The organism is Microbacterium sp. B19(2022) (assembly GCF_012030385.1).
Taxonomy (GTDB): domain Bacteria; phylum Actinomycetota; class Actinomycetes; order Actinomycetales; family Microbacteriaceae; genus Microbacterium; species Microbacterium oxydans_B.
The window spans coordinates 94,777-117,961 of sequence record NZ_JAAUVO010000013.1 but is presented as its reverse complement, the minus strand read 5'-3'; the positions used below and the strand labels follow the sequence as shown (position 1 = coordinate 117,961).

The following is a 23,185-nucleotide window of genomic DNA, read 5'->3' as shown; positions in this document are numbered from 1 at the left end:
CACCAGAAGTGGCTCGCTACTTCGTCGCGTTCGGGTGATGCGAGTGCACCTGCTCGATCAACACGTCGCCACCGTCGACGTAGAACCGATTCGCGCATCACCCTGGGCGGTCGGCTTGTGCTGCCAGCGCTCGTGACGAGCGTTGCCGCGCTGGATGAACTGCAGCTCGCCTCGCAGGGGATAGTTCGTCGGGGTTCCCTCAAGAGGGCTTCCCGTGAGGAAGTCCCATGTATCGGCCATGGGGTTGCGGATGGTCGCGACGAGGTCTCGCCAACCTTTGCGGGCGCCGGCGGTCGCGTATCGGATCGTGTATTCGGTCTTCTTCGTGGGCCTGGCGACCAGGTCGTCCTTGGCCACACTCAGGGACGCTCGATCAGCTCGTCGTGATCCAGCCACTCCGCAGGTCGAGCGGAGAGCCCTGCGGCGATCGCGGTCGCCGTCTCCCGCCAGGACGTGAGCTCCGCGATCGCCCGATGGGGCTGTCCTGTGGCGAACGATGCGCGAGCGGCATCGACGAGATCCCGTGCGCACGTCGCCTGGTCGGTATCGGAGAGCGCCAGCATCCACGGGAAGCGGTCAGCCATCCGCGACGCGAGAGTGCCCTCCTCGTCGAGCGTGACCGTGATCAGGTCGGCGGCGAACTGCAGCAGCGCCGCGCGGGCGTCGGCCTCACGCTGCGACATCAGTACGAGCGGCTCACCGTCTCGGCGCGTGATCTGGACCGTGTGGTCCTCCGCCTCGGCGAAGACGTCAGCGGAGTGCTTGCTGAGATCAGACGAGCGCCGAGTCGTCGTGCGGAGGTCGTTGAGGATCGTCATGCGTTCATTCTATTCGGAATGTGTTCGGAAGTCTGCGATGCCCGGCGAACATCGGCCCCGCGCCTCGCGATCAGGCGACGTGGCGGCCCAGGGCGTCGAGGAGGCCGCGCGTGCCGGCCTCACGCCCCTGCCCGTCCGCCCAGAACTGGTCGAAGAACACGCCGTGCTCCGTGTGCGTGAAGCGGGTTCCGGCATCGATCGGTTCGAACTCCAAAGACGCGACCGACGTCGACATGTGGGCCCCGTCGAGCCACATGTCGTAGGTCGTGACGATGCGGACGTGTTCGACGATGTCGGCGTACGTCGCCTCGTACCGTGAGACCGGACCGCCGTGGAACTTGCCCTCGTCGATGTCGCGCCCGCCGACCCGGAAGTCGAACACCCACTCCCGAGTGCGGATGCGGTCGGCGTCACCCCACCAGCTCCGCTTGCTGTCCTCGTCGGCGAACGCCGCCCAGACGCGCTCGATGGGCGCCGCATAGTCGCGGGTGAGGGTGAATCCGGAGCGCGCGAGTCGGCGTTCGAGCGTCATCCCCGCCTCCTATCGGGTCAGAGTGACGTGGATCACGCCGCTCTCGGCGACTTCGCTCGTCACCTCGTGGGTGAGATCGAAGCCGACCAGATCGTCCCACAGCCGATGCCCGCGACCGAGGAAGATCGGGGCGACCAGGAGGTGCAGGTCGTCGACCAGCCCTGCGCGCAGGAAGTCTCGCGCTGTTCGGTACCCTCCACCGACGCGCACGTCGAGGTCGCCGGCGGCCTCCTTCGCCTCGGCGAGCACCTCGTCGATCGGAGCGTCGCGGAAGTGGAAGGTGGTTCCGCCGTTCATCGGAAGCGGCGCGCGGGGTGCGGTGTGGGTGAGGACGTAGACCGGGGTGCCGAACGGGGGCGTGTCGCCCCACCAGCCCGTCCAGTCCGGATCGGCGGGGAAGGAGTGGAGTCCGAACATGCCGGCACCCATGATCTCGGAGCCGACTCCGTCGAAGAACGCGGCCGCATGACGGTCGTCGACGCCGGTCGTGCCCGCGCCGCTCGTGTCCCCGAAGACGTTCTCGCGAAACGTGCGGGTGGCGGCATAGGCGGCGGTGAGGCGCGCCCAGTCCTCGCCCATCGGATTCTCGGGGGTCGCATCCGACGGCGTGTAGCCGTCCAGCGAGGTGAACAGGTCCAGGCGCACGCGGGTCATGTCAGTTCTCCTTCGGGGTCGTGAGAGCGAGGTGGATGCCGAGCCGGTCGGCGTGGTGCTCGGCGGGCGTTCGCTGCTCGCCGAGCCACAGGTGCAGCACGTCGAGGGCGCCGGGTCGAAGGCTCACGGTGCGCACCCGCCCGAGCTTCTCCGACGTGACGACTCCGGCACCCTCGAGGACACTCAGATGCTGCAGGAATGACGGCAACGCCATGGCGAACGGCGCCGCGAGATCCGAGACGACAGCGGGAGATTTCGCCAGCCGTTCCACGATGGCGCGACGCGTGGGGTCCGCGAGAGCGCGGAACACGGCATCGATCTCTTCGTGATACTTAGGCATGCACCTAAGTATCACGAAGGATCGACATCGCGTCAACCAGGCGGTTGAAACTATCCGGTCGTCACGCCCGGCTCCGCGGCGAACGGCATCATCCCGAAGCCGCGGTAGATCCGCGCCGGGCTCACGGCCCGCCCCTCGGCCACGGTGAGGGCCACGTTGCGGATGTCCCTGATCGACCGCGTCGGGTCGCCGTCGACGAGGATGAAGTCGGCGGCCTTGCCCACCTCGATCGTGCCCCGGTCTTCGGCGCGATGCAGGTGCTCGGCGCATCCGATCGTGGCGATGCGGAGCGTGTCGACCGGGCTGATGCCGGCATCGACGAAGAGCTCCAGTTCGCGGTGCACGGTGACGCCGGTGCCGTCATCCGTTCCCGGCCACAGCTTCACGCCCTTCTGGTGCAGCCGGACCACGATCTCCTGAAGGCGCCGGAACGCCGTCTCGTAGCTGTCGAGTTCGGCCTGGTCCCGGTAGGGCACGTAGGTACGTCGGCGGTAGCGGCGGACGCCGGCCGGGAAGTGCTCGATGACCGGCTCGTGAGCGGGGATCACGGTGCGCGCCCTGCTCAGCATCAGCTGCTCGAGGATGACCAGGGTCACGTCGAGGCTGACGCCCCCGTCGACCATCGAGGCCATGGTGCGCTGCACTCGCTCGGAGTCGAGGTCGAGGTCGGCGACCCGGGTGAGCGCCGTGAGCCGCAGTGGGGTGCGGGTGTCCTCCTCCGGCTCCAGCACCCAGCCGAGCGCGAGCTGGTTGAGGTGCGTGATCTCGTCGTACCCGTCGGCGATGGCCCGATCGGCATCCATGAACGCCGGCACGTGGCCCTGCACCCGCATCCCCCGGTCGTGGGCGCGCGCGGCGGTCTCGGCGACCCAGTCGGGCGTGAAGGAGTTGTAGATCTTGATCGCGTGGAACCCGCGGTCGGCATACCAGTCGACGGCTGCGAGCGCCTCGTCCAGACTCTCGACGACGTGGCCCATCCGCATCGCGTGTGCGCTCCGGCCCTCGATGAAGCCGGCGGGCACGGCGGAAGGCCCGCGCACCTCCCCCGTTTCGATGGCGGCCATCAGCGCGGCGAGCGCGTCGTTGTCGTTGCCCATGTCGCGGACGTTCGTGACTCCGGCGGCGATGTACAGCAGAGCGGATGACGTGTCGAGGTGCGCGTGCATGTCGTGCAGGCCGGGGATGGCGGTGCGACCGGCCCCGTCGATGATCGTGGCGCCGTCGGGAACCGCGATGTCGGGGCCGATCCCGGTGATGCGTCGCCCGTCGACCACGATGGTCTGCGGATCGCCGACCTGCCCGCTCACCGGGTCGAAGATGCGCACGTCGCGCACGACGAGCGTCCCGCCATGGTGCATCGTGGCCTCGCGAGAGAGCGCGGCGAAGCGGCGTCTGGTCGCTCGCTGCAGCGCCGCATCGATCTCGGCTGCCGCAGCGACGAGATCCGGGTGGAGCAGCAGCTCGCCGTCGGAGATGCCGACCAGGTCACGGGTGGCGCGGTCTCGCAGCACGTACTGCGGCCGCAGCTGCACACCCGTGAGTGCGAAGGCCTCGACGTCACGGCCGCCGACTTCACCGAGCGGCACCGGGACGACGGCGACCTCCCCGGCTGGGAGCAGTGGAACAGGCCTTCCGGTGGCGAGGGCGCGCTCGACCAGCAGCACCAGGCCGTAGGGACTGGCGTCGGCGGGAAGGTAGAAGCCCTCCGCCGTGGTGGTGCCCTCGTCGGCCTGGCTGCTCCAGCGCGCCGCCCCGTCGGGGTCGATCGCGAACCTCTCGTGCACCGTGCCGCCCATGAGCGACGTGCCGTCGATCTCCCACCGCACCGGCAGACCGGCATCGAGCCGGAGTGTCTCAGCGAGTCTCGCACCGCGGCCGTTGTTGTCGACCTCGTAGACGATGCGGGTGAGGCCGTCCGGATCGGTGTCGGCCGAGAGTGATCCGACAGGCTCGCCGTTGGACACGAGGATCAGTTGCACCGTCATCGGCGGGTCCCTGCTTTCGAGGTGTGGGTGATGGTTCGGCCGATCGCGTCGCGGGCTTCGACGAGAACCGTCTCATCGAGGGAGTGCCCGGCGATCAGCGGATGGATCTCGACGGCGGATGCCGGCACCCCGGAGTGCCGCACCGCGTGGATCGTGCTGGACAGTGTGGTGGCGAGGTCGAAGTAGCCCCCGAGCAGGAGGATGCGCAGGTCAGGCCGCTCCTTCGCGACCTCGCCGAGGTTCGTCGCCACCGAAGTGCGGAAGATGGGCGGCATGGCCTCTGCCGGACGCCAGTCCCAGGCGAAGTTCAGATCGAGGGAGAGCGACACGTAGGGCTCGTCCGCATCGACGGGTGCGCCCAGCTCGTCGCGGAGGTACCGGGCGATGGGCGCGGAGTGGATAACGTTGCCGCGGCCGAGACCGAGAGCCGGGTCATCGGCTGCCGGAGGGCGTCCGTCGGGATGGGGCTCGGGCAGCGGGCCGGTCACGCGCACGTCCAGCCGCCCGACGACGAGTCCCTCGTCGCCGCGCAGGCTGCGGAGGAAATCCTCGCTGCCCACTCGCAGGTCGGCGGCGAGCACGGCCTCCGGCGAGAGGCCCACGAGCTCGGCGATCCGTGCGGCGAGGCGGATGCGGGTTTCGGGCTCGAGGGCCGCGCCCCGGTGCAGCGCCGGGAGCACCTCGTCGACGGCGAAGCGCTCCACCTCGGCCCAGACCTGCGCCACGTCATCCCCGCCCGGACGAGCGGCACCGTGGAACCAGGCCGCCACCGCCATCGTCGGCAGCGCGAACACGGCGGCGAGGTCGTTCTCGGGTGCCTCGGCGGCCGTCGTGGCGTCGAGCATCGGCGAGATGAGGGTGATGCTGTCCAACCGCAGATCCGTCAGCTGCGGGGCGACGGCGGCGAGCCGGTAGCCGCCGAAGCTCTCGCCGATCAGATGGATCGAGGCGTGCTCCCGGTCGTTCGCGCGGAGCCAGGCGCGGATGAAGGTCTCCACGGCATCCGCGTCGCCGGGCACCGTGAGCATCCGCACAGCAGCCTCATCCCGGAGCATCCTGCTGAATCCGGTGCCGACCGGATCGACGAAGACGAGGTCGGCCGCGTCGAGCAGCGAAACGGCGTTCTCGACGACCTCACCGGAGCGGAGGATGCGCGGGCCCAGGGCGTTCATGTGCAGCGGAGACGACGAGGCGCCGGGGCCGCCGTTCCACAGGAAGGCGACAGGGCGCTCCGTGTCCGAGTGCCGGACGTAGCTCGTCGCACTGATGGTGGCATCCGGTTCCCCGTCGGGCCCGAGGAGGACCAGTTCGCTCCACCGTGCGACGCCTTCGCCGAGATCTGCGCCGAGCGATACGCGCCCCTCGATCGACCTCACCCGTCCACCACCCAGTCGGTGGTGCGGATGTCGCCGCCTCGGGGCTCGTAGCGCACGGTCACCTCCTCGCCGTCGCACGCGATGACGATGTCGAGCGGGGTGGACCCATCCCGCGCCGCGCTGTACGAGAAGCGACGCGTGACGAGTTCGTCGCCGTCGCGGAGTCCCGCGCGTTCGGCCGCAGACCCCGCGACCAGACCGGTGATGCGCCGCGGCTCCTGGAACGACACGATGTCGAAGCCGAGGTCATGCTCGGGGGCGACAACGGGAACCGGGCGAAGCACTCCCTGGAAAAGCTCCGTCGGTCGTTCGATCGGTTCGCCGGCCACCATCGCGTCGTAGTCGGTTCGCGCCCGCTCGCCGATGATCTTCTCGATCCGCTGCAGCCAGCCCTCCACGAGCACCTTCTCGCCGCGACGCTGCGCCCGCTGGATGTCGATGACGATGTCGTCGAGCGAGACCTCTCCGGCCGACTCCGCCCGCAGGCGGGCATCGACGGCCACGAGGTACTGGATGCCGCGCCCATAGGGGATGGTCTGCGCCCGCAGATCCGCCCAGAACAGATCGGCCGCGGCCGCGTAGCTCAGGTGCCGTCGCGGGTTCGCGTCGTACCGGCGGTACATGTCGGTGAGCTGCTCGGCGAAGGTCGCGGAGTCGAGTATCCCTGCTCGCCAGGGCAGCACCAGCGAATAGAACTCGGCCGTCCCCTCGCTGTACCAGGATCCGACGGTCCAGTCCTCGTCGAGGTGCGGCCAGTTGTGCACCATCTCGTGCGCGAGCAGGGTGCGCAGATCCGCCTCGTCGACCTCGGTCGTCGGCGAGTAGCCGAACGCGAACGATGACGGGAAGGACGTGCCGCCGGAGCCCTTGTCGGGGTTGCGGCGCACGAGCACGTGATACTGCGGATTCTCCTCTTCGAAGAACGCGCTCATCGTGGTGTGGATGTCTCGCAGGTAGCTGCTGAGGCCGTCGAGGTCGAAGGGCACGTCGCTGTAGGCGTGGATGCCGAAGTTCGTCGCTCCCTCCGGGGCGATGATCGGGGTCCCGGCGCCGAACAGGCAGTGCTCGATCGATGCGATGTCGCCCGACCAGCGCCGCACCTCATCGCCGGCGCCGTGGCTCGAGACCGCGGTCACCCCCTTGTCGAGGTTCCAGGTCAGCGAGAAGTCGAACTCGCTCTCCGCACTGAGCGGCACGGGAAGGAAGGTGCAGCCGGCGCCGAACAGTCCGAGCTGCTCGCGGCGCAGGTCGAACAGCGGCCCGACCGGTGTGCGCAGATCCACATCGCGCACGGGGGCCCGCACCGCGACCTCCACGACGCCGTCGACGTCGCGGTCGGCGAGGAAGTGCCGATAGGTGCTCATGGGATCCGACGTGCCCTCGACCTCCGTAAGCGGGACGGCGCCGGCGGAATCGCTCACCCGGATGTCTTCCACCCGGTAGACCGCGCCGGGGACGGAGGCGATCACGGCAGGGAGCCGGAGCAGCACCTCCCCCGCGGCGACGGGGCCGAACTCGGCGCGATAGCGGGCGTCGATGCCCGCCCATCCCTCCGCGCTGCGGAACGGGGTGAGCTCGAGATCGAACACGGGCAGAGTCATGAGAGCGCCTCCCAGCGCACGGTGGCGACCTGGTCGCCGGCCGGCAGATAGTCGAAGTCGAGCGGCTCGCCGTCGCGCACGACGTGCAGCGACAGCGGCCGGTCGCTGTAGCGGGATGCGTGGTACGGCAGTGCGAGATCGACCAGTGCATCCCCGTCGCGCACCCCGGCGCGGGCGGCCGCGGAATCGGGACGCAGACCCTGCACGCGCCGCCCGTCGCTGCGGAAGGAGGCGACGTCGAAGCCGAGGTCGTACTCGGCAGCCGTCGCCGGGACCGCTCGCATCCCCTCGAACGGAACATCCGGAAGCGGGATGGGGGTCCCGGCGGCCATGGCGTCGAAGTCGCGCTGCGCGTCAGCCCCCGTGAACACCGCCACCCGCTCGACCCATCCCGCAGCTCCGACCTGCTCGCCGGCACGCTGCGCGCGCAGGATGTCGAGCACGACGTCGTCGAGCGTCTTCTCGCCGTCCGTGGCCTGCCGGATCCGGCCGTCTGTCGCGATCAGGTAGCGGAGACCGCGCCAGTAGGGGATGCGCTGCGCGCGAGGATCGGCCCAGTACGCGGCGGAGGCCGCGTCGTTGTCGAGCCCTCGCAGGGCGTTGGTGTCGTACTGCTGGAACCTGTCGGTGAGCTGCTCCGTGAGCGCCGTAGTCGAGAGCATGCCGCTGCGGTGCGGCAGCACGTGCGAGTAGTACTCGGCGGTGCCCTCGGTGTACCAGGAGATCGTCGAGTGGTGGTCGTTCAGGGTGGGCCAGTTGTGCGCCATCTCGTGCGCGAGGAGACTCCGCAGCTGGTCCGTCTCGGTCTCGCCGACCGCTGAGAACGCGAACGCGAAGGACCCGGGGAACGCCGAACCGCCCGTCCCCTGCCCGAGGTTCTTGCGGATGAGCACGTGGTAGCTCGACCCCTCGTCCTCGAAGAACCGGGTGAACTCGGTGTGCAGCCTCGCGACGTACTCGCCGATCTCGTCCAGGTCGAACGGGGTGTCGTTGTAGGAGTGGATGCCGAAGTCCGCTGACCCCTCCGGAGTGCGGTGCGGGGTGCCGGCGGCGTAGTAGCAGAACGCGACCGACTGCAGCGGCCCGCTCCACGAGCGATCGCCGGTGCCGTAGCTCGACACCGCCTGGACGCCCTCGTCCAGGAGCCAACGGAGCGAGAAGTCGAAGACGGGGCCGTCGGGGGTGGAGACGTCGCCGGGAAGCACCAGGAAGTTCAGGCCGGCGCCGAACAGTCCGAGCTCTTCGGCCCGGAGGTCGAACAGCGGCCCCACCGGAGTGAGTTCGTCGTGGGGTCGCACGGGCGCCCGGAAGGCGACCTCGACGCGGCCTTCCGTCGTGCGATCCGCGACCCAGTGACGGTAGACACCGGAGGAATCCGACGTGGGCTCGGCTTCCGTGAGCACCAGCGGCCCCGCGTCGTCGGAGACGGCGAGATCCTCCGTGCGGTAGGGCGTCGCCGGAATCGAGACGACGACCTCCGGGATGCTGAGCAGCGTCTCGCCCTCCCCCACCGCGGGCAGGTCGACGAGGTAGTGCACGTCGAACGCCGTCCACACATCGCCGTCCGCGACGGGCCGGAGGTCGAGCTCGAACCGCGGCATGCTCATCCCCGAGCTGCCGGTCGATGCGCGATGCACGACATCTCGACGCTGATCCCGAACGGCAGCCGGGAGACCTCCACCGCCGTGCGCACCGGGTGGGCGCGATCGCTCAGGTACGCCGCATACGCCTCGTTCATGGCCGGCCACTCGTCCATGTCGGTGAGGAAGCACACGATCTGCGCCAGGTCTTCGAGGGCGAATCCCTCCGAGTGCAGCAGCGCCTCGACGTTCTCGAGCGTGCGGCGGGTCTGCGCGCCGATGTCGTCGAGCACGGCGTCGCCCGTTGCCACGTCGATCGATCCCTGGCCCGACAGGTAGAGCACGTCGCCGACCCGCCTGGTCGTGGCGTAGGGGCCTTTGGGCTGCGGCACGAGGGTGGCGCGCGTGGTCATGAGTGTCCTCCATGGGGATGGTGTGCCGGCGCGAGCTCTGTCAGCGCAGACAGCAGCAGGTCGACGTCGTCGTGGGTCGTCGTCAGGTACGGCGAGACGCGCAGGGCGCCGTCCCGGACGGTCGTGGTGATTCCGCGGTCTTTCAGCCGGTCGGTCAGTGTCGGGGCGTCCGCCACCGTGAGGCTGACGATGCCCGATGCGGGCTCGGCCGCGGCGGGTGGCAGGCCGAGGTCGGCTGCTCCGTCGGCGATGCGCCGGGTGAGCGAGAGGGTGTGCGCGCGGATGGCCTCGAGCCCGATCCCCTGCCGCACGCGGGCCGCGGCCTGCAGCGCGGCCATGCCGAACAGGTTGCTGTGGCCGACGGCCAGTCGCGGCGAGGGCGGCTCGTTCATGTAGCCGATGAGCCCCGGGACCGCGCGGTCGTCGAAGCGCTCGCCGGTCGCGACCACGGCGGCGCCGAATCCGGCCAGCAGCCACTTGTACGACGCGGCGACGTAGACGTCGGCGTGGCGAGCGGCACCGGGGAAGAGCCCGGCCGCCTGCGCCCCGTCCACGATCAGGAGCGCGTCCGCAGACACGCACGCGTCGTGCAGCCGAGCAAGGTCGAGAACATCACCCGTCGTCGCGTGCACGTGCGTCACCGAGACCGCCCGCGTGCCCGGGCTGATCGCCGCGATGAGCGCCGTCGTGCGGTCGGCGTGCGCGGTGGTGGCGACCTCCTGGACGGAGAGCCCGGGGATCGTGTGCCACGGCATCCGCGGGCTCGGGAAGTCATCGGCGAGCACGATGACCTCGTCTCCACCGACGAAGGGGATCGCGCGGGCCACGGAGTTGATCGCCGTGCCGGTGTTCGCCAGCACCGAGACCGCGGTCGCCGCGACCCCGAGCTCATCCGCCAGCAGCACCGACACGTCATCCGTGAGCTCATGCCAGTCCGACGAACCGCGCGTCCCGCGACCGAGAGCGCGCGCGACTCCGGCGACGGCCGACTCCACCTCGACCGGGACGGTGCTCACCGCCGCGTGATCGAAGTACCCGCGCGGACGATGCGGGAAGTGGTCGGCGATGGCGCGTTCGTCGATCATGCGGCACTCCCCCTGGCGATCCCCGGCGTCACCGAGAACCGGGGCACGGCGTCGAGCAGCATCCGCGTGTAGGGATCGTGCGGGTCGCGGAACAGGTCCTCCGCCGGCCGGTTCTCCACGACGACGCCCTGCCGCATGACGGCGATGTCGTCGCAGAGGTAGCGCAGCACATCGAGGTTGTGCGACACCACGGCGAGCGCGAGCCCGGACTCGCGGCGGATGTCACGGAGGAGGTTCAGCACCGACGCCTGCACGCTCACGTCGAGAGCGCTCGTGGCCTCGTCGCAGACGAGCACCTCGGGTCGCACGGCCAGCGCACGGGCGATCGCCACGCGTTGACGCTGCCCGCCGGAGAACTGGAACGGATACTTCTCGACGTCGGTCGCACTCAGACCGACGATGTTCAGCAGCCGGACCGTCTCCGTGCGGTGGTCTCCCGGGATGTCGTTGACCTGCAGCGCCTCGCGGATCGCATCGCCCACGGTCATGCGCGGGTTCAGCGACGACATCGGGTCCTGGAACACCATCTGCACGATGCGAGGACGAGATCCCACGCCGCGCGCGGGCAGCGTCTCCAATCGGGCGCCGTTCCATTCCACGCGCCCGTCGGTGGGCCGGCTCATGCCCACGAGGGCGCGGGCGAGCGTCGACTTGCCCGATCCGGATTCTCCGGCCAGGCCCAGCGAGCGCTCGGTCGAGACCGCGACGCTCACCCCGCGCACGGCGTGCACCCGAGTAGACCCGCGCCCGTAGACGACATGGATGTCCGAGCCGATCAGCTGACCGCTCATCGTGCACCTCCTGCGACGCTCGCTGCGGAGTCCGTGTGCCGGGGCACCGGATGCGCGGCGCGGTAGGCATCCGTGTTCCACGAGTAGTCGTCGATCGTGGTCAGCTCGTGCGCGGTGCCGCCCGAGAGATCGGGTACCGCGCCGAGCAGCGCCCTCGTGTACGGATGCTGCGGGTCACCGATCACCTCGGCCATGGGCCCCTCCTCGACGATCCGACCGTCGTACATGACGATCACGCGTTCGCAGACCTGGCTGATCAGCGCCAGGTCGTGCGAGACCATCACCAGCGCCGTCCCGTCTTCTTCGTTGAGCTTCTTCAGCAGGTCGATAACCTGCGCCTGCACAGACACGTCGAGCGCGGTCGTCGGCTCGTCGGCGAGGATCACCTGCGGATCGCCGAGCGTGGCCATCGCGATCATGACGCGCTGACGCTGGCCGCCCGACAGTTCGTGCGGATGCTGCCGAAGGCGCCGCGCGGGCTCGGGGATGCCGACGTTCTCGAGTGCTTCGATCATGCGCGCCTTCGCCGCAGCACCGCGCAACGAGGTGTGAGCGTCGAGCTTGTCGCGCATCTGCCTCCCCACCGTGAGCGACGGGTTGAGCGACGACATCGGGTCCTGGAAGATCATCGGCATCTTCGCGCCGATGATGCGGCGGAGGCGTGAACGGCTGAGCCCGCGCAGATCCGTGCCGAGGAAGGTGTGCGCGTCGACCTCGGCTTCGAGCAGGCCGGGGAGCATGTGGGCGAGCGCCGAGATGGTGAGGCTCTTCCCGGAGCCGGACTCTCCGACGATGCCGACGCGCTCACCGCGGCGGACGACCAGGTCGATCCCGCGCACGAGCTCGCGCCGATCGTCGCCGTGGCCGGTGAAGACGCGCAGGTTCTGCACACCGAGCACCACGTCTTGCGGCAGCTCGCCCTTCGGGGCCTGCGACGACGGTGCGTCGTCGATCTCGGCGGCGGGTGCTCCACCCCGGCCGCGGTCGCGGGCGAGACGGCGCAGCATCCGGCCCGGGGTCATCACCGCGCCCCGCGGGTCGAGAAGCTCCGCGAGCTTCTCGCCGAGCAGGCTGAAGCCGATCCCGGCGGAGACGATCGCCACGGCAGGGCCGATCGTGGTCCAGGGCGTGGAGTAGATGTCCTTCATCGCCTCGGCGATCATCCCGCCCCAGTCGTACTCGGGCGGCTGCACTCCGATGCCGAGGAACGAGAGGGCGGCCATCATCATGAGGCTCGCGCCCATGGTCACGACGGTGAGCGTGACGATCGGCTCGGCCACGTTGGGGACGATGTAGCGCCACATCAGTCGTCCCTTGGGCACGCCCAGGAGCCGCGCACTTCCGACGAAGTCGGCGCCCGCGACGGTGGCGGTGAGGTTGACCACCAGCCGCGCGGTCGACGGCACACCGGCGAGCGCGAGACCGAGCATCGCGGCGGTTCCCGAGCGGCCGAGCATCGTCGCCAGCAGCAGCGCCAGGATGATCGAGGGGAATGCGGTCGCGGCGGCGATCAGCTGGAACAGCACCTGGCGGGCACCGTTGCCGAGCACGGCGGCGAGCACCCCGATGAACACGCCCAGCACGAGCGAGATGATGACGGCACCGAAGGTGAGCGCGAAGGTCAGTCGCGCCGCCACGAGCACACGGCTCAAGACGTCGCGCCCCAGGGCGTCGGTGCCGAACCAGTGCTCGAGAGAGGGCCCGGCGAGCGGATTGGCGGTGTCGAAGTCGTTCGCCTGCGGTTCGAGGAAGAACGGGGCGAAGAGGGCGGCGAGCACCCAGAACAGGACGAGGACGAACCCGACCAGGCCCGCCGGCGTCTGGAACACCCGCCGCAGCAGTCGTCGGGGCGTCTTGGTGCCGAGCGTGGTGGTGAGGGACTCGGTCATCAGCTGCTCCGGATCAGAGACTTGGGATCGACCTTCGCGAGGATCAGATCGACGATGAAGGTGGCAACGAGCGAGAACGTCGCGATGATGATCACCAGACCTTCCAGAAGCGGATAGTCGTACACGGCGATGGACTTCACGAAGAGGTTGCCGATGCCCGGCCACCCGAACACGGTCTCGGTGATGATCGCGCCGCCCATGAGCGAGGCCAGCATCATGCCCGAGTAGGTGAGCGTGGCGGTCATCACGTTGGGCAGCACATGCCGGAAGAGCACCACACGGGGAGGAAGGTTGTTGGCGCGGGCGGTGCGCGTGTAGTCCTCGCGCAGCACCCGGGTCGTCTCGGCCTTCATCAGACGGCTGAGCACGGCGATGAGACCGAGCGACATCGTGAGCACCGGAAGGATGAACGCGGTCACGCCCTCTCCCCCGGCGGCCGGCAGCCAGCGCAGACCGACCGCGAAGATCATCACCAGGGAGATCGCGATGAGGAAGTCGGGGATCGAGGCGAAGAACCCGGAGATCGCGTTGAAGGCGGCGTTGGTGCGCTCGCCGCGCCCGTTCTCGGTGCGCACGGCCATCCAGATCCCGAGCGGGATCGAGACGAGCATCGCCAGCAGGAACGCGTAGAGGCCGAGCTGCACCGTGTACGGCAGTCGCGCGGCGATCTCGACGGCCACGCTGTTGCCTGTCGAGATCGATTCGCCGAAGTCGAAGGTGACGATCCGCTCGATGAACCGGCCGTACTGCTCCAGCAGCGGGTCGTCCAGGCCGAGCTCCGCGCGACGGGCAGCGACGTACTCCGGAGTCGCGGTGACGCCCGCGGCGGCGCGGACGGCATCCCCGCCGATGGCGCGGGAGAGGAAGAAGATGAGGGTGGCGATCAGCCAGAGGCTCAGGATCAGCGATCCGGTGCGTCGGACGATGAAGCCCACCCACGGCGATCGCGCCCCCTTCCGGGAGGACTCGTCGGAGTCCTCCCGGGAGGGGGTGGTGACGGTGCTGGTCATCACGCGGTCTGTCCTGCGATCAGTTCTTGCGGAGGGTGAGCGGGTCGACGAAGGCGCCCTTCGAGAAGAAGCTCACGCCCTCCCCGAGCACCCACTTGGAGTCGGCGGCGATGGTGGGCACCCAGTCCGCGCGCTCGACCACGGATGCCTCGGCCTCGATCCAGAGCGGGCAGGAGTCCAGTCCGCCGATCTGCGACGCCTCGCCCTGCTTCTGGGCGTAGACGGGGTTGTTGATCGCACCGAAGTTCGGGCCCTCGGGAGCCGCCGGGCCGACGAAGAACGGACGGAAGCCGGTGGGCTGCGACGCGCCCATGGAGACGAAGCTGACGCTCCATCCGGTGCCGGAGTACAGCACGTCGACGGCCTGAGCCGGTCCGCGGTTGTCGAGCTCGACCTTCACGCCGAGGTCCTTCCAGGCGCTGGAGACGAGCTCGGACGCGGCGGAGGTGAACTCCATCTGCAGCAGCTGCACGCTCAGCGGGACGCCGTCCTTGGCGTAGATCCCGTCGTCGCCCTTCGCGTAGCCGGCCTCCTCGAGCGTGGCGGATGCCGCCTCGATGCCGCCGGTGGGGATGACGTCGGCGATCGCCTTCTGGTCGACGCAGATGTTCGAGGGTGCGCGCAGGAAGTCGGCCACGTAGCCGAGCCCCTGGGTCTGCACCTGGGTGAGCTCCTCGAAGTCGAGGGCCTGGGCGAGCGCACGACGCACGGCTTCGTCCTGCGTCGGGTAGCCGTCGCGCTCGTTGAACATCATCATCGTGACGCCGGTGTCGGCCACCTGCTCGGTGAAGCCCGACTCGCCCTCCAGCCGCGCGAGCTGATCGACCTGCAGCAGCGCGGTGTCGGCGTCACCGCCCAGGAGCAGGTTCACCTGGGTGTTGAGGTCTTCGACGATGTTCAGGTTGACGGTCTTCGGGAGGTCCTTGACCGAGAACCCCTCCGGGCCCCAGGCGTAGTCGTCGTTGCGGGTGAGGGTGATGTGCGAGCCAGTGACGAACTCGTCGACGACGTAGGGGCCGGTGCCGTCGGAGCCCGTGGCGAGCACCGACGGGTCTTCCAGCGCCGAGTCGCACACGATCCCCAGCTGGGTGAACGAGGGCTCCGCACCCAAGAACGGCATGCCGACCGTGAGGGCGACGTCGACCGTGCGGGCGGTGTCGTCGTACTCGACGGTGAAGTCGGAGGAGCCGAAGAAGTTGTTCACGAGCGGGGCGTTGGTCTCCGGGTCCTTCCACCGCTCGAAGTTGCGGGCGACGGTGCCGGCGGTGATCTCGCTGCCGTCGGCGCACATCGCGCCCTCCTTGATGACGAAGGACGCGGACATCGGCGTGAAGTCCCACGACTCCGCGAGTCCGGGAATGGCCTCGCCGGTCTTCGGGTCTTCCCGGACGAGTGCCTCGTAGATGAGCCAGGTGGCCTGGCGTCCGCCGGTGCTGAAGGCGAGCGCCGGGTCGATGCTGTTGACCGTGTCCGGAAGCAGCATGGTGAGCTTCGAGCTGTCACCACCTCCGCCGGATTCGCCGGGGATGGCGGGGGTGCACGCGGTGAGCGCCATTGCCAGGGCCAGGCCGGCCCCCACCGCAGCGGGGACGAGGCGCGGGGACTTCGGGGTAGTGCGCAAGGGTCCTCCAGGGTTCGGGGCGAGCGTCGTCGCCTTCGACAGTTTGTTGGGCGCTATTCAACACCATGACGAAGAACGTTCATGTAACAACTGTGTTACGGCGGTGATAACTGGGCCGAATACCGCGTGATTCCGGGAAAGAGCAGACCTGCCTCATACGCAGGCCGGGCAAGAATTCATTGCAAATTTCTACAATCTGTGCCAAATTCCAGGTACCCAGAACTGTGGAGGGACCATGACGGATACCGCACCACCGACGTCGGACACGACGTCGCGCATCCCCGCGTTCACCGATGAGGAGCGGGCGCATGCCGCCACGATCGTCGACATCGTGGGTCCGATCATCGTGCCGCTGGCTCGCGCGCTCGCTCCCCGCACCGAGGTGCTGCTGCACGATCTCACCAAGATGCCCGGCACGATCGCCGCGATCGGCGGCAACATCACGGGGCGCGGCATCGGCGGGCCGGCCACTGACCTCGGCCTGCGCACGTTCTCGTCGGGGTGGAACGAGCACCTCATCGGCTACCGGACCGAGACGAACGACGGGTTGCCGATGCGCTCCTCCAGCATCTTCTTCCACGCCGCCAGTGGTCGACCCGTCGCCTGCCTGTGCCTGAACACCGACGTGAGCGAAGTGGTGCGCGCGCAGGAGCTGCTGCGCAGCCTGAGCGCCATCACGACCATCGACCCGTCGCTGCGATCCGAGACGATGACCGCCGAGAAGTTCCCCGCCTCCGTCGAGGATCTCGCGCAGGGGATCCTCGCCGAGGCCGTCACCGAGACCGGCATCCCCGTCGAGGCCATGAAGAAGCGGCACAAGGTGGAGGTGGTCCGACAGCTGCGCGATCGCGGCTTCTTCACCATGCGCGAGGCCGTGCCGATCGCCGCCCAGAACCTCGGGGTCGGTCGCCACACCATCTACAACTATCTGAACGAGATCGAGGAATCCGCGGACGCCTCGAACGAAGAGGAATAGGGATTCGTGGACGAACGACGCGTCATCCGCTCCGCCACCTGCAACGGACGCCCGATCGACTACGCGATGAGCCTCGAGCAGATCCCGTTGCGCACGGCCGACGGCACCCAGGTCGGCACGCTGTCGGCGTTCTCGTACATCGCCGAGACCGACGCCGAGACTCGTCGGCGCCGCCCCGTGCTGTTCCTCACCAATGGCGGCCCCGGCGCCGCATCCAGCTACCTGCACCTGAGCGGCATCGGTCCGTTCCGCGCGAAGATCCCCACCGACCTGGAGTCGGGGGTCCGCGCTCCGTACGGCATCGAGGAGAGCCCGTCGTCGCTGCTGGATGCCGCGGATCTGGTGTTCATCGACGCTCCGGGAACGGGGTTCGGCACGGTGGCGGAGGGTGCAGACCTCGCTCCCTTCTTCTCCATGGAGGGCGATGCCGAGGCGTTCGCCCGGGCCCTCACCGAGTGGGTGGGCCGGCATCGACGCTGGGATTCTCCGAAGTACTTCCTCGGCGAGAGCTACGGCACCCACCGGGCCGCGTTCCTCGCGTCGAGCACACACGGCATGTCGACGGTGCCGTTGGACGGCATCGCGCTGCTGGGCCAGGCGGTCAACATCCAGGAGACGGCTGAGCGACCCGGCAACGTGCCCGGCGCCCTGGCGAACGTGCCGTACAAGGCCGCGGTCGCCTGGTACCACGGAGCGGGATCACGCGAGCATGAGTCCGTCGAGGACGCCATCCACGCCGCGCTCGACTACGCCTGGGGCGACCTCGCCACCGCCATGCTGCAGGGGACGTCGCTGCCCGGCGCCGAGCTGCAGGCTGTGGCCGCCCGCCTGTCCGGCATGATCGGGATCCCCGCAGAAGAACTGGTCCGGTCCCGCCTCTGGATCTCCAAGACCGACTTCCGCACGCGACTGCTTCGAGATCGCGGGCTCGAGGTCGGCGTGAACGACAGCCGCTACACCTCCCCCGCGACCGACCCCGGCTTCGGCGAGCTCGGACTCGACGCGGCCGGCACGCATCTCTCCCCTCGCTACACCGCGGCGTTCGCGCAGCTCTTCGAGGAGCTCTTCGACGACACCCCCGGCATCCCCTATCTCGTCCACGACGCGAACGCCGCCAGGGAGTGGGAATGGGCGGATCAGGGCGGCGCCCTGTTCATGTCGATGGGCAAGCCGTCGCCGTTCCACACCTACCCGTACCCGGCACGTCTGAGCCGGTGGATGAAGCAGATGCCGACCGGGCGCCTGTTCATCGGCACCGGGATCTACGACTCCCTCACCACCATCGGCTCGGCGGATCATCTTCTTCGCCAGTGGGACCTGCCGCGGGAGCGCGTCGTCTCGCACTGGTACGACGGCGGTCACATGATGTACAGCGAGAAGGACACGATCGTGAAGCTCAACGCCGACCTGCGCGACTTCGTGACGGGCGGCCACGAGTGACCGCCCCTGTCCGGAAGGCGCGCATCGGCGGCGCCGAGATCGAGTACGGCGGCACCGTCGGGGAGATCGACGTCTCCGACGGTGAAGATGGCCCCGGGGCGCGCTACGTCTTCACGGAGTACATCCGCACCGATCTGACCGACGACGAACGCGCCGTGCGCCCCGTGCTGTTCGCCTTCAATGGCGGCCCCGGCTCGTCATCGGTGTGGCTGCACCTGGGCCTCGGACCTCGGCGGGTGGCCGACGCCGACACGCTGCATCCGCGCATGGCTCCCCCGTTCGCCCTCGTCGACAACGACGACTCTCCGCTCGATGTCGCCGACCTGGTGTTCGTCGATCCGCCCGGCACCGGTTACAGCAGGATCCACCCGGATGCCGATCGTGAACGCTTCCACGGTGTGGAGCAGGATGCCCGCGCGACTCTGGAGTTCATCGGTCGCTGGGTGCGTCGGAACGGCCGGGAACAGTCGCCGCGCTTCGTGATGGGCGAGAGCTACGGCACGCATCGCGCGGCGCGCATGTCGCGTCTCGCGAACGGCGGCCCGATGCGCGGAGGCACCACGAGGGCGACCTCGCTGAACGGTGCGATCGTGCTCGGGCCGGCGTTCGGACTCGGCGAGCCCGCCTGGAGCAGCGACGTCCAGGCGGCGTTGGAGTTCCCCACGCTCGTGCACACCGCGCGCCACCACGGTGCCGTCTCCGACCTCTCCGATGACGACGTCTCGGACTTCGCCCGCACCGAGCTGCTCCCGGCGCTCGTCGCCGGAACGCAGCTGGACGACGCGGAGCGGGAGGCACTCGCGGCGCGCATGGGCGGGCTGCTCGGGCTCCCCACCCCGGTGATCATCGAGCACGATCTGCGGATTACCCCGGATGCCTTCGCCCGGCTCGCGTTGCGTGAGCAGGGTCGCCATCTCGGAATGTACGACAGCCGCTACACGCTCGCCGCCGACGGTGCCGGCTCCGACCCGGTCGCCGACGACCCGGCGATGGGCGCTTACGCTCCGCAGTTCACCGGAGCGATCCAGCACTATCTGCGCGAGGAACTCGGATACGCGAGCGACGACGAGTACCGTGCCATCGACTTCCGTCTCGCGATGGGCGGTTGGGACTGGGACGGGCACGACTCACCCCACAGCAACTGCTTCGGGGACTTCACCGAGGCGGTCCGTCGCGATGAGCGCTTCGAGCTGATGATCGGCGTGGGGGAGTACGACCTCGTCACGACCAGGGCGGCGACCGAGTTCACCTTCACCCGCTTCCGGTTCGATCGCTCACGCGTGCACCTGAAGGTCTACGGATCCGGCCACATGCCCTATCTCGGCGAGGCGCCCCGGGTCGCGCTGGCTACGGACATTCGGGGGTTCGTCCGCGTGGGCGCTGCGAGGTAGCTCGACAGATCCCGCCGATGACGCCGCGGCTACGCTGAGATGTATGGCAGACGATGTTCGCAACGTGCTCGAAGCCCTCTCCACGATCGACGAGCACTGGCAGCCGCATCGGCTCACCAGCATCAACGACTACGACGTCAAGGTGGTCAAGCTGCAGGGCGAGTTCGTCTGGCACACCCACCCCGACACGGATGAGCTGTTCATGGTCGTGAGCGGTCAGCTGACAATCCAGCTCCGCGACCGCGATGTCGTTCTGAACCCGAACGACGTGTTCGTCGTGCCGCGCGGAGTCGAGCACTGCCCGAAGGCGACCGACGAGGTGCACGCGATCCTGTTCGAGCCGAAGGGCACGGTGAACACCGGAGACGCCGGCGGCGACATGACCTCAGACCTGCACGAATTCGACTGAGATCTGTCCGTCGCTCAGACCCTCGGCCACTCGCTGGTCAGGTAGGCCTCGACGGCGCGGTGCCGGAAGCTGTAGGGCTTGCCCCTGTCGATGACGCCGCGCACGGTGTCCAGGCGTTGGGCTGTGGGCCCCACCTCGGTCACTTTCGAGAACCCCATCGCCTCGGCGATGCGGGTAGCTGTGCGCTCCGGGGCAGGCAGCGCTGACATCACCTGGAGGAACTGGCGCTCTCGGGCGGGGAGTCGTTCGAGGATCCGTTCCACGTGCGCGGTCGCTTCCCGGTGCGCGCCCTGCCAGCCGCGGCGGACCTGGTCTGCGGTGATCGTCGGAGTGGAATCTGCGTACCAGGACTGCTCACCGGCAAGCTGGAACAGGAACGGCTCTCCGCGGCAGACGTCGACGATGAGCGCTGCCGCGTCGGGGTCCATCCGCACGCGAGTGGATCCGCCGGCGCCGTCGGGAACTGCCCACCCCTCGAGGACGAACTCCTGGAGCGCTTGGGCAAGATCCTCGTCGTCGATGGCCGACAGAGTGGTGGTCTTGAAACGGCGAGCAAAGGTCGCCCCCATGCGGGCGCCGGCCATGTCTTCGAAATCCGGGAGGCCGGTGAGGTAGACGGCGATCGGCAACGAGCGGCTGACGCGGGCGCCACCGGGCACGGCGACCTCGACCTGGTGCGTGAGGGCGTCTCCGAGTGCGATGAGCAGCTGGGAAAGCGCCTTTTCGTCGGTGACGTTCTGCACCTCGTCGATATGGATCAGCGCCATGACACGGCCGTTGGCGATCGCGGCGAGACCGACTTCGATCAGCAGCTCGGTGAGAGCCGTGAAGGGCTCGGGCCCGTCGACACCGCGAAGCGTGAGGGAGATGCCGGAGACGGCGACGGCCTGCACGCGTGCGATGGCATCGCCGATGCGCTTCTCACGCGACGCGGAGAGTCCGGCGTCGGTCGCGAGCTTCAGCACGGCTCCGGCGACGAGCTTCAAAGGGTCAGCTCCGGTGGGGATGCGCAGCTGCGTGGTGACCCAGTCGCCGGCACGCGATGCCTCCTGGGCGATGCGTCGCACGAGCGTCGATTTCCCGAGCCCCGGCTCCCCGAGGATAGTTCTGCCGCGCTCCGGTAGGCCCGCGAGGCGGCGAGGACGCACAACGTCGCGCCAGTCACTCAACTGCGCGGTGCGTCCTGCCCACACCTCGGGGATGGTGTCAGAGCCAGGACTGAAGGGGTTATCGAGCGCATCACGCATGTTGATAACATTATCAACATGCCGCAGCCTTGATAAGGTTATCAGCCCAACGGGTCGCTCAGACCACGAGTGCCAGCACCGCGAGCACGATCGCCACGACGGAGGAGGGGGATCGCACGCTGAGGTCGCTCCGGCTCAGCTGTCCTGCTCTTCGGCGATGACGGTTCCGGACTCGTCGGTCACGGTGAAGCCACCGTGCGTGCCTTCGAGAACGCGGTTCATCGTGGTGCCGTCGTGCGGGAACGTGGAGCACGCCTTGCCCGAGAAGTCGAAAGTCGCCTCGCCCTCACCGTGATAGACGGCGGTGACGTCGTAGCAGGTCTCCACGAACGTGCGTCCCTCGACATCGAGGACGCTCGTCGACGACGGGGAGAGCGCGATCTGCGAGACCCGCGCGGCGTCGTCCCGCACGAGGGGCGTCGTGAACGGGGTCACCGTCAACCCACCGGTCGAGCCGTTGTCGTTCCATTCGGACAGATAACCCGCACGCCAGTCCTCGCCGATGAGGTCGGTGCTCTCGATCCATGCGGAGTAGTCGTCGGCCGACAGCTCGATCGCCGGTCCGTCCAGGAAGTCACCGACGACCCACTCTGCGCTCATCCGCTGCGACATCTCGATGGCCTCCGCGTCGAGAGCGGGTGCCTCGTCGCTCCATGTGATGCCGGTCTCAGATGCCCAGGTGCCGGCGCGGACATCCTCGAGGGGCGTGAATTCCACCTGAGTGAGATCGACCTCGAGATGGCAGTAGCCGCCCCGCTCGTCTGTGACGACCTTGGATGCTGCGGCAGCGCCGAGAGCGGACTCGCCCACGTCGCAGCCGGCCCCGGCGGGATCCGTGGTCGGCTTCTCCTGCACGTCAGCGGACGGCGCGCACGCTGCGGCGAGGAAGGTGATGGCGGCGAGGGACACGCTCACAACGGCGGCGCGGCGAAAAGTCGTCATGCCCCGAAGCCTATTGGAGCGCGACACCGCGACTCCGCATCCTCGCGCTCAGACCACGAGTGCCAGTATCGCGAGCACGATCGCCACGACCGACGAGAGGGAGCGCACGCCGTTCAGCGCGTTCCAGCGCCGTTCGAACGCCGCGCGCGCAGCCGTCGACGATGACGTCGAGCCGTCCAGGGCATTGTTCAACGGGACGTTGCCGGCACCTGTGACGACGATGACCCCGACGAAGAAGACGACGCCCGACGCGACCAGCATCCATCCGCGCGGGTCATCCAGATCGAGGAACCCCGCCCACACGAGCGGGACCGGCGGCAGGAAGATCGGCAGCAGGAACAGCGGGTTCACGACAGCGCGGTTGATCGACCTCATCGAGGACACGAACGTGTCGTCATCCGTGCGGGCCAGGCCGGGCATCACGCCGGTCGAGAACGACCAGAACGTTCCGCCTCCGAGCGCGAGAAGGATGAGGCCGAGGGCGGCGAGGATGTCGGAGAGGTCCACGTCCTGCAATCTACACACCGGGCGACGGCGTGTGACCCGCGGCCGCACGATGAGCGCGCACCCGTCCGCGGGACGCGCATGCGGGGGCCGGGCACCAGCGTCGGCGTCCGGACGGATCCAAGAACACCCAACGGCAGTCGATCTCGTCACACTGCGTGAGGAATCTGCGGTCAGGCCCGCGAAGAGTCACGGCGGCTTGTATCGCCAGTGCCGCCAGGCCGGAGCGCACGTCGACGCGCGGATCGGACGCCGTCACGGCGGGACTTCCGTGCGCGGCGATGTCGGAGAGCGGGCCGAAGTCCAGCTCGGCGGGCGAAGCTCCGCCCGCCGCTGACATCGCGAGTGCGCGCAACTCTTCGCGCAGGTGGATGGCGGCCTCCAGATCGCCCTCGGTGGGGGCCTGAGCGGGCGGCATCCCCATCAGCACGAGCCACCGGCGCAACGCCTCGGGGCTGTGGAGGCGCTCGATCGGGCGGGCGCCGAACGACTGCCCCTTCGTTGCGAGGAGGTTGAGCCAGGTCGCTCCGCCGTCCGTGCGGAACTCGGTGCTGTCGTCCATTCGATCGAGTGTAACGTAT

General features: G+C 68.9%; 23 protein-coding genes. 4 read left to right on the top strand and 19 right to left on the bottom strand.

Annotation, left to right across the window (positions count from 1 at the left end; all coding sequences use genetic code 11):
- Positions 1-57: 57 nt before the first annotated feature.
- From HCX50_RS13275 to HCX50_RS13205, 15 genes are all read right to left on the bottom strand, one after another.
- A complete protein-coding gene (locus HCX50_RS13275) occupies positions 58-357 on the bottom strand; it encodes a hypothetical protein (protein ID WP_237682494.1) in 300 nt (99 codons plus the stop codon).
- Between the two features lie 2 nt (positions 358-359).
- On the bottom strand, positions 360-818 hold the full coding sequence (locus HCX50_RS13270; RefSeq protein ID WP_167634712.1) for a prevent-host-death protein: 459 nt from the start codon (positions 816-818) through the stop codon (positions 360-362).
- 70 nt (positions 819-888) lie between these two features.
- The gene (locus HCX50_RS13265) at positions 889-1,350 is read right to left on the bottom strand and encodes an SRPBCC domain-containing protein (RefSeq protein WP_167634711.1); all 462 of its coding nucleotides are present in this window, start codon (positions 1,348-1,350) and stop codon (positions 889-891) included.
- Between the two features lie 9 nt (positions 1,351-1,359).
- Entirely contained in the window at positions 1,360-2,004 is a 645-nt protein-coding gene (locus HCX50_RS13260) for a dihydrofolate reductase family protein (protein ID WP_167634710.1), read from the bottom strand.
- A gap of 1 nt (position 2,005) precedes the next feature.
- A complete protein-coding gene (locus HCX50_RS13255; RefSeq protein WP_167634709.1) occupies positions 2,006-2,344 on the bottom strand; it encodes an ArsR/SmtB family transcription factor in 339 nt (112 codons plus the stop codon).
- A 50-nt stretch (positions 2,345-2,394) separates the two neighbouring features.
- Positions 2,395-4,329: an amidohydrolase family protein gene (locus HCX50_RS13250; protein WP_167634708.1), complete on the bottom strand. Its 1,935-nt coding sequence runs from the start codon at positions 4,327-4,329 to the stop codon at positions 2,395-2,397.
- Complete coding sequence (locus HCX50_RS13245) at positions 4,326-5,705, bottom strand: S10 family serine carboxypeptidase-like protein (RefSeq protein WP_167634707.1); 1,380 nt, start codon at positions 5,703-5,705, stop codon at positions 4,326-4,328. Before HCX50_RS13245 ends, HCX50_RS13250 begins: the two co-directional genes overlap by 4 nt.
- Positions 5,702-7,306: a hypothetical protein gene (locus HCX50_RS13240; protein WP_167634706.1), complete on the bottom strand. Its 1,605-nt coding sequence runs from the start codon at positions 7,304-7,306 to the stop codon at positions 5,702-5,704. The genes HCX50_RS13245 and HCX50_RS13240 overlap by 4 nt, the downstream gene beginning before the upstream one ends.
- On the bottom strand, positions 7,303-8,907 hold the full coding sequence (locus tag HCX50_RS13235; protein ID WP_167634705.1) for a hypothetical protein: 1,605 nt from the start codon (positions 8,905-8,907) through the stop codon (positions 7,303-7,305). The genes HCX50_RS13240 and HCX50_RS13235 overlap by 4 nt, the downstream gene beginning before the upstream one ends.
- A 2-nt stretch (positions 8,908-8,909) precedes the next feature.
- Positions 8,910-9,299: a RidA family protein gene (locus tag HCX50_RS13230; protein WP_091029766.1), complete on the bottom strand. Its 390-nt coding sequence runs from the start codon at positions 9,297-9,299 to the stop codon at positions 8,910-8,912.
- A complete protein-coding gene (locus tag HCX50_RS13225) occupies positions 9,296-10,384 on the bottom strand; it encodes an aminotransferase class V-fold PLP-dependent enzyme (RefSeq protein WP_167634704.1) in 1,089 nt (362 codons plus the stop codon). The genes HCX50_RS13230 and HCX50_RS13225 overlap by 4 nt, the downstream gene beginning before the upstream one ends.
- Positions 10,381-11,175 (bottom strand): ABC transporter ATP-binding protein, encoded by a 795-nt coding sequence (locus tag HCX50_RS13220; protein WP_167634703.1) that lies wholly within the window; start codon positions 11,173-11,175, stop codon positions 10,381-10,383. Before HCX50_RS13220 ends, HCX50_RS13225 begins: the two co-directional genes overlap by 4 nt.
- Positions 11,172-13,064 carry a dipeptide/oligopeptide/nickel ABC transporter permease/ATP-binding protein gene (locus HCX50_RS13215; protein ID WP_105712309.1) on the bottom strand — a complete coding sequence of 631 codons (1,893 nt, stop codon included), beginning with the start codon at positions 13,062-13,064 and terminating at the stop codon, positions 11,172-11,174. The genes HCX50_RS13220 and HCX50_RS13215 overlap by 4 nt, the downstream gene beginning before the upstream one ends.
- Positions 13,064-14,074 (bottom strand): ABC transporter permease, encoded by a 1,011-nt coding sequence (locus tag HCX50_RS13210; protein ID WP_091029779.1) that lies wholly within the window; start codon positions 14,072-14,074, stop codon positions 13,064-13,066. The genes HCX50_RS13215 and HCX50_RS13210 overlap by 1 nt, the downstream gene beginning before the upstream one ends.
- 19 nt (positions 14,075-14,093) lie before the next feature.
- Positions 14,094-15,695: an ABC transporter substrate-binding protein gene (locus tag HCX50_RS13205; protein WP_167634702.1), complete on the bottom strand. Its 1,602-nt coding sequence runs from the start codon at positions 15,693-15,695 to the stop codon at positions 14,094-14,096.
- Positions 15,696-15,930: 235 nt separating this feature from the next.
- Here HCX50_RS13205 and HCX50_RS13200 point away from each other — a divergent pair, with 235 nt between their 5' ends.
- Genes HCX50_RS13200 through HCX50_RS13185 form a run of 4 tightly spaced genes read left to right on the top strand, consistent with a single transcriptional unit; the run spans position 15,931 to position 19,911 of the window.
- Positions 15,931-16,671, top strand: a complete 741-nt coding sequence (locus HCX50_RS13200; protein ID WP_091029785.1) for a helix-turn-helix transcriptional regulator — start codon at positions 15,931-15,933, stop codon at positions 16,669-16,671.
- A gap of 6 nt (positions 16,672-16,677) precedes the next feature.
- Entirely contained in the window at positions 16,678-18,111 is a 1,434-nt protein-coding gene (locus HCX50_RS13195) for a S10 family serine carboxypeptidase-like protein (protein WP_167634701.1), read from the top strand.
- Complete coding sequence (locus tag HCX50_RS13190) at positions 18,108-19,502, top strand: S10 family serine carboxypeptidase-like protein (RefSeq protein WP_167634700.1); 1,395 nt, start codon at positions 18,108-18,110, stop codon at positions 19,500-19,502. Before HCX50_RS13195 ends, HCX50_RS13190 begins: the two co-directional genes overlap by 4 nt.
- Positions 19,503-19,545: 43 nt before the next feature.
- Complete coding sequence (locus tag HCX50_RS13185; protein WP_029262391.1) at positions 19,546-19,911, top strand: cupin domain-containing protein; 366 nt, start codon at positions 19,546-19,548, stop codon at positions 19,909-19,911.
- Positions 19,912-19,925: 14 nt separating this feature from the next.
- Here HCX50_RS13185 and HCX50_RS13180 read toward each other — a convergent pair whose 3' ends face one another.
- From HCX50_RS13180 to HCX50_RS13165, 4 genes are all read right to left on the bottom strand, one after another.
- On the bottom strand, positions 19,926-20,978 hold the full coding sequence (locus tag HCX50_RS13180; RefSeq protein WP_337749658.1) for an ATP-binding protein: 1,053 nt from the start codon (positions 20,976-20,978) through the stop codon (positions 19,926-19,928).
- Positions 20,979-21,293: 315 nt separating this feature from the next.
- A complete protein-coding gene (locus HCX50_RS13175) occupies positions 21,294-22,100 on the bottom strand; it encodes a hypothetical protein (RefSeq protein ID WP_167634698.1) in 807 nt (268 codons plus the stop codon).
- 48 nt (positions 22,101-22,148) lie between these two features.
- Positions 22,149-22,607 carry an anthrone oxygenase family protein gene (locus HCX50_RS13170; protein WP_205829116.1) on the bottom strand — a complete coding sequence of 153 codons (459 nt, stop codon included), beginning with the start codon at positions 22,605-22,607 and terminating at the stop codon, positions 22,149-22,151.
- A gap of 10 nt (positions 22,608-22,617) precedes the next feature.
- The gene (locus HCX50_RS13165) at positions 22,618-23,166 is read right to left on the bottom strand and encodes a CGNR zinc finger domain-containing protein (protein WP_167634697.1); all 549 of its coding nucleotides are present in this window, start codon (positions 23,164-23,166) and stop codon (positions 22,618-22,620) included.
- Positions 23,167-23,185 lie beyond the last annotated feature (19 nt).

What these genes read in the sequence shown, in the direction of transcription:
- HCX50_RS13270 (WP_167634712.1), bottom strand. Translation starts at nt 818, where the DNA reads ATGACGATCCTCAACGACCTCCGCACGACGACTCGGCGCTCGTCTGAT.
- HCX50_RS13265 (WP_167634711.1), bottom strand. Translation starts at nt 1,350, where the DNA reads ATGACGCTCGAACGCCGACTCGCGCGCTCCGGATTCACCCTCACCCGC.
- HCX50_RS13260 (WP_167634710.1), bottom strand. Translation starts at nt 2,004, where the DNA reads ATGACCCGCGTGCGCCTGGACCTGTTCACCTCGCTGGACGGCTACACG.
- HCX50_RS13255 (WP_167634709.1), bottom strand. Translation starts at nt 2,344, where the DNA reads ATGCCTAAGTATCACGAAGAGATCGATGCCGTGTTCCGCGCTCTCGCG.
- HCX50_RS13250 (WP_167634708.1), bottom strand. Translation starts at nt 4,329, where the DNA reads ATGACGGTGCAACTGATCCTCGTGTCCAACGGCGAGCCTGTCGGATCA.
- HCX50_RS13240 (WP_167634706.1), bottom strand. Translation starts at nt 7,306, where the DNA reads ATGACTCTGCCCGTGTTCGATCTCGAGCTCACCCCGTTCCGCAGCGCG.
- HCX50_RS13235 (WP_167634705.1), bottom strand. Translation starts at nt 8,907, where the DNA reads ATGCCGCGGTTCGAGCTCGACCTCCGGCCCGTCGCGGACGGCGATGTG.
- HCX50_RS13230 (WP_091029766.1), bottom strand. Translation starts at nt 9,299, where the DNA reads ATGACCACGCGCGCCACCCTCGTGCCGCAGCCCAAAGGCCCCTACGCC.
- HCX50_RS13225 (WP_167634704.1), bottom strand. Translation starts at nt 10,384, where the DNA reads ATGATCGACGAACGCGCCATCGCCGACCACTTCCCGCATCGTCCGCGC.
- HCX50_RS13220 (WP_167634703.1), bottom strand. Translation starts at nt 11,175, where the DNA reads ATGAGCGGTCAGCTGATCGGCTCGGACATCCATGTCGTCTACGGGCGC.
- HCX50_RS13215 (WP_105712309.1), bottom strand. Translation starts at nt 13,064, where the DNA reads ATGACCGAGTCCCTCACCACCACGCTCGGCACCAAGACGCCCCGACGA.
- HCX50_RS13210 (WP_091029779.1), bottom strand. Translation starts at nt 14,074, where the DNA reads ATGACCAGCACCGTCACCACCCCCTCCCGGGAGGACTCCGACGAGTCC.
- HCX50_RS13200 (WP_091029785.1), top strand. Translation starts at nt 15,931, where the DNA reads ATGACGGATACCGCACCACCGACGTCGGACACGACGTCGCGCATCCCC.
- HCX50_RS13185 (WP_029262391.1), top strand. Translation starts at nt 19,546, where the DNA reads ATGGCAGACGATGTTCGCAACGTGCTCGAAGCCCTCTCCACGATCGAC.
- HCX50_RS13175 (WP_167634698.1), bottom strand. Translation starts at nt 22,100, where the DNA reads ATGACGACTTTTCGCCGCGCCGCCGTTGTGAGCGTGTCCCTCGCCGCC.
- HCX50_RS13165 (WP_167634697.1), bottom strand. Translation starts at nt 23,166, where the DNA reads ATGGACGACAGCACCGAGTTCCGCACGGACGGCGGAGCGACCTGGCTC.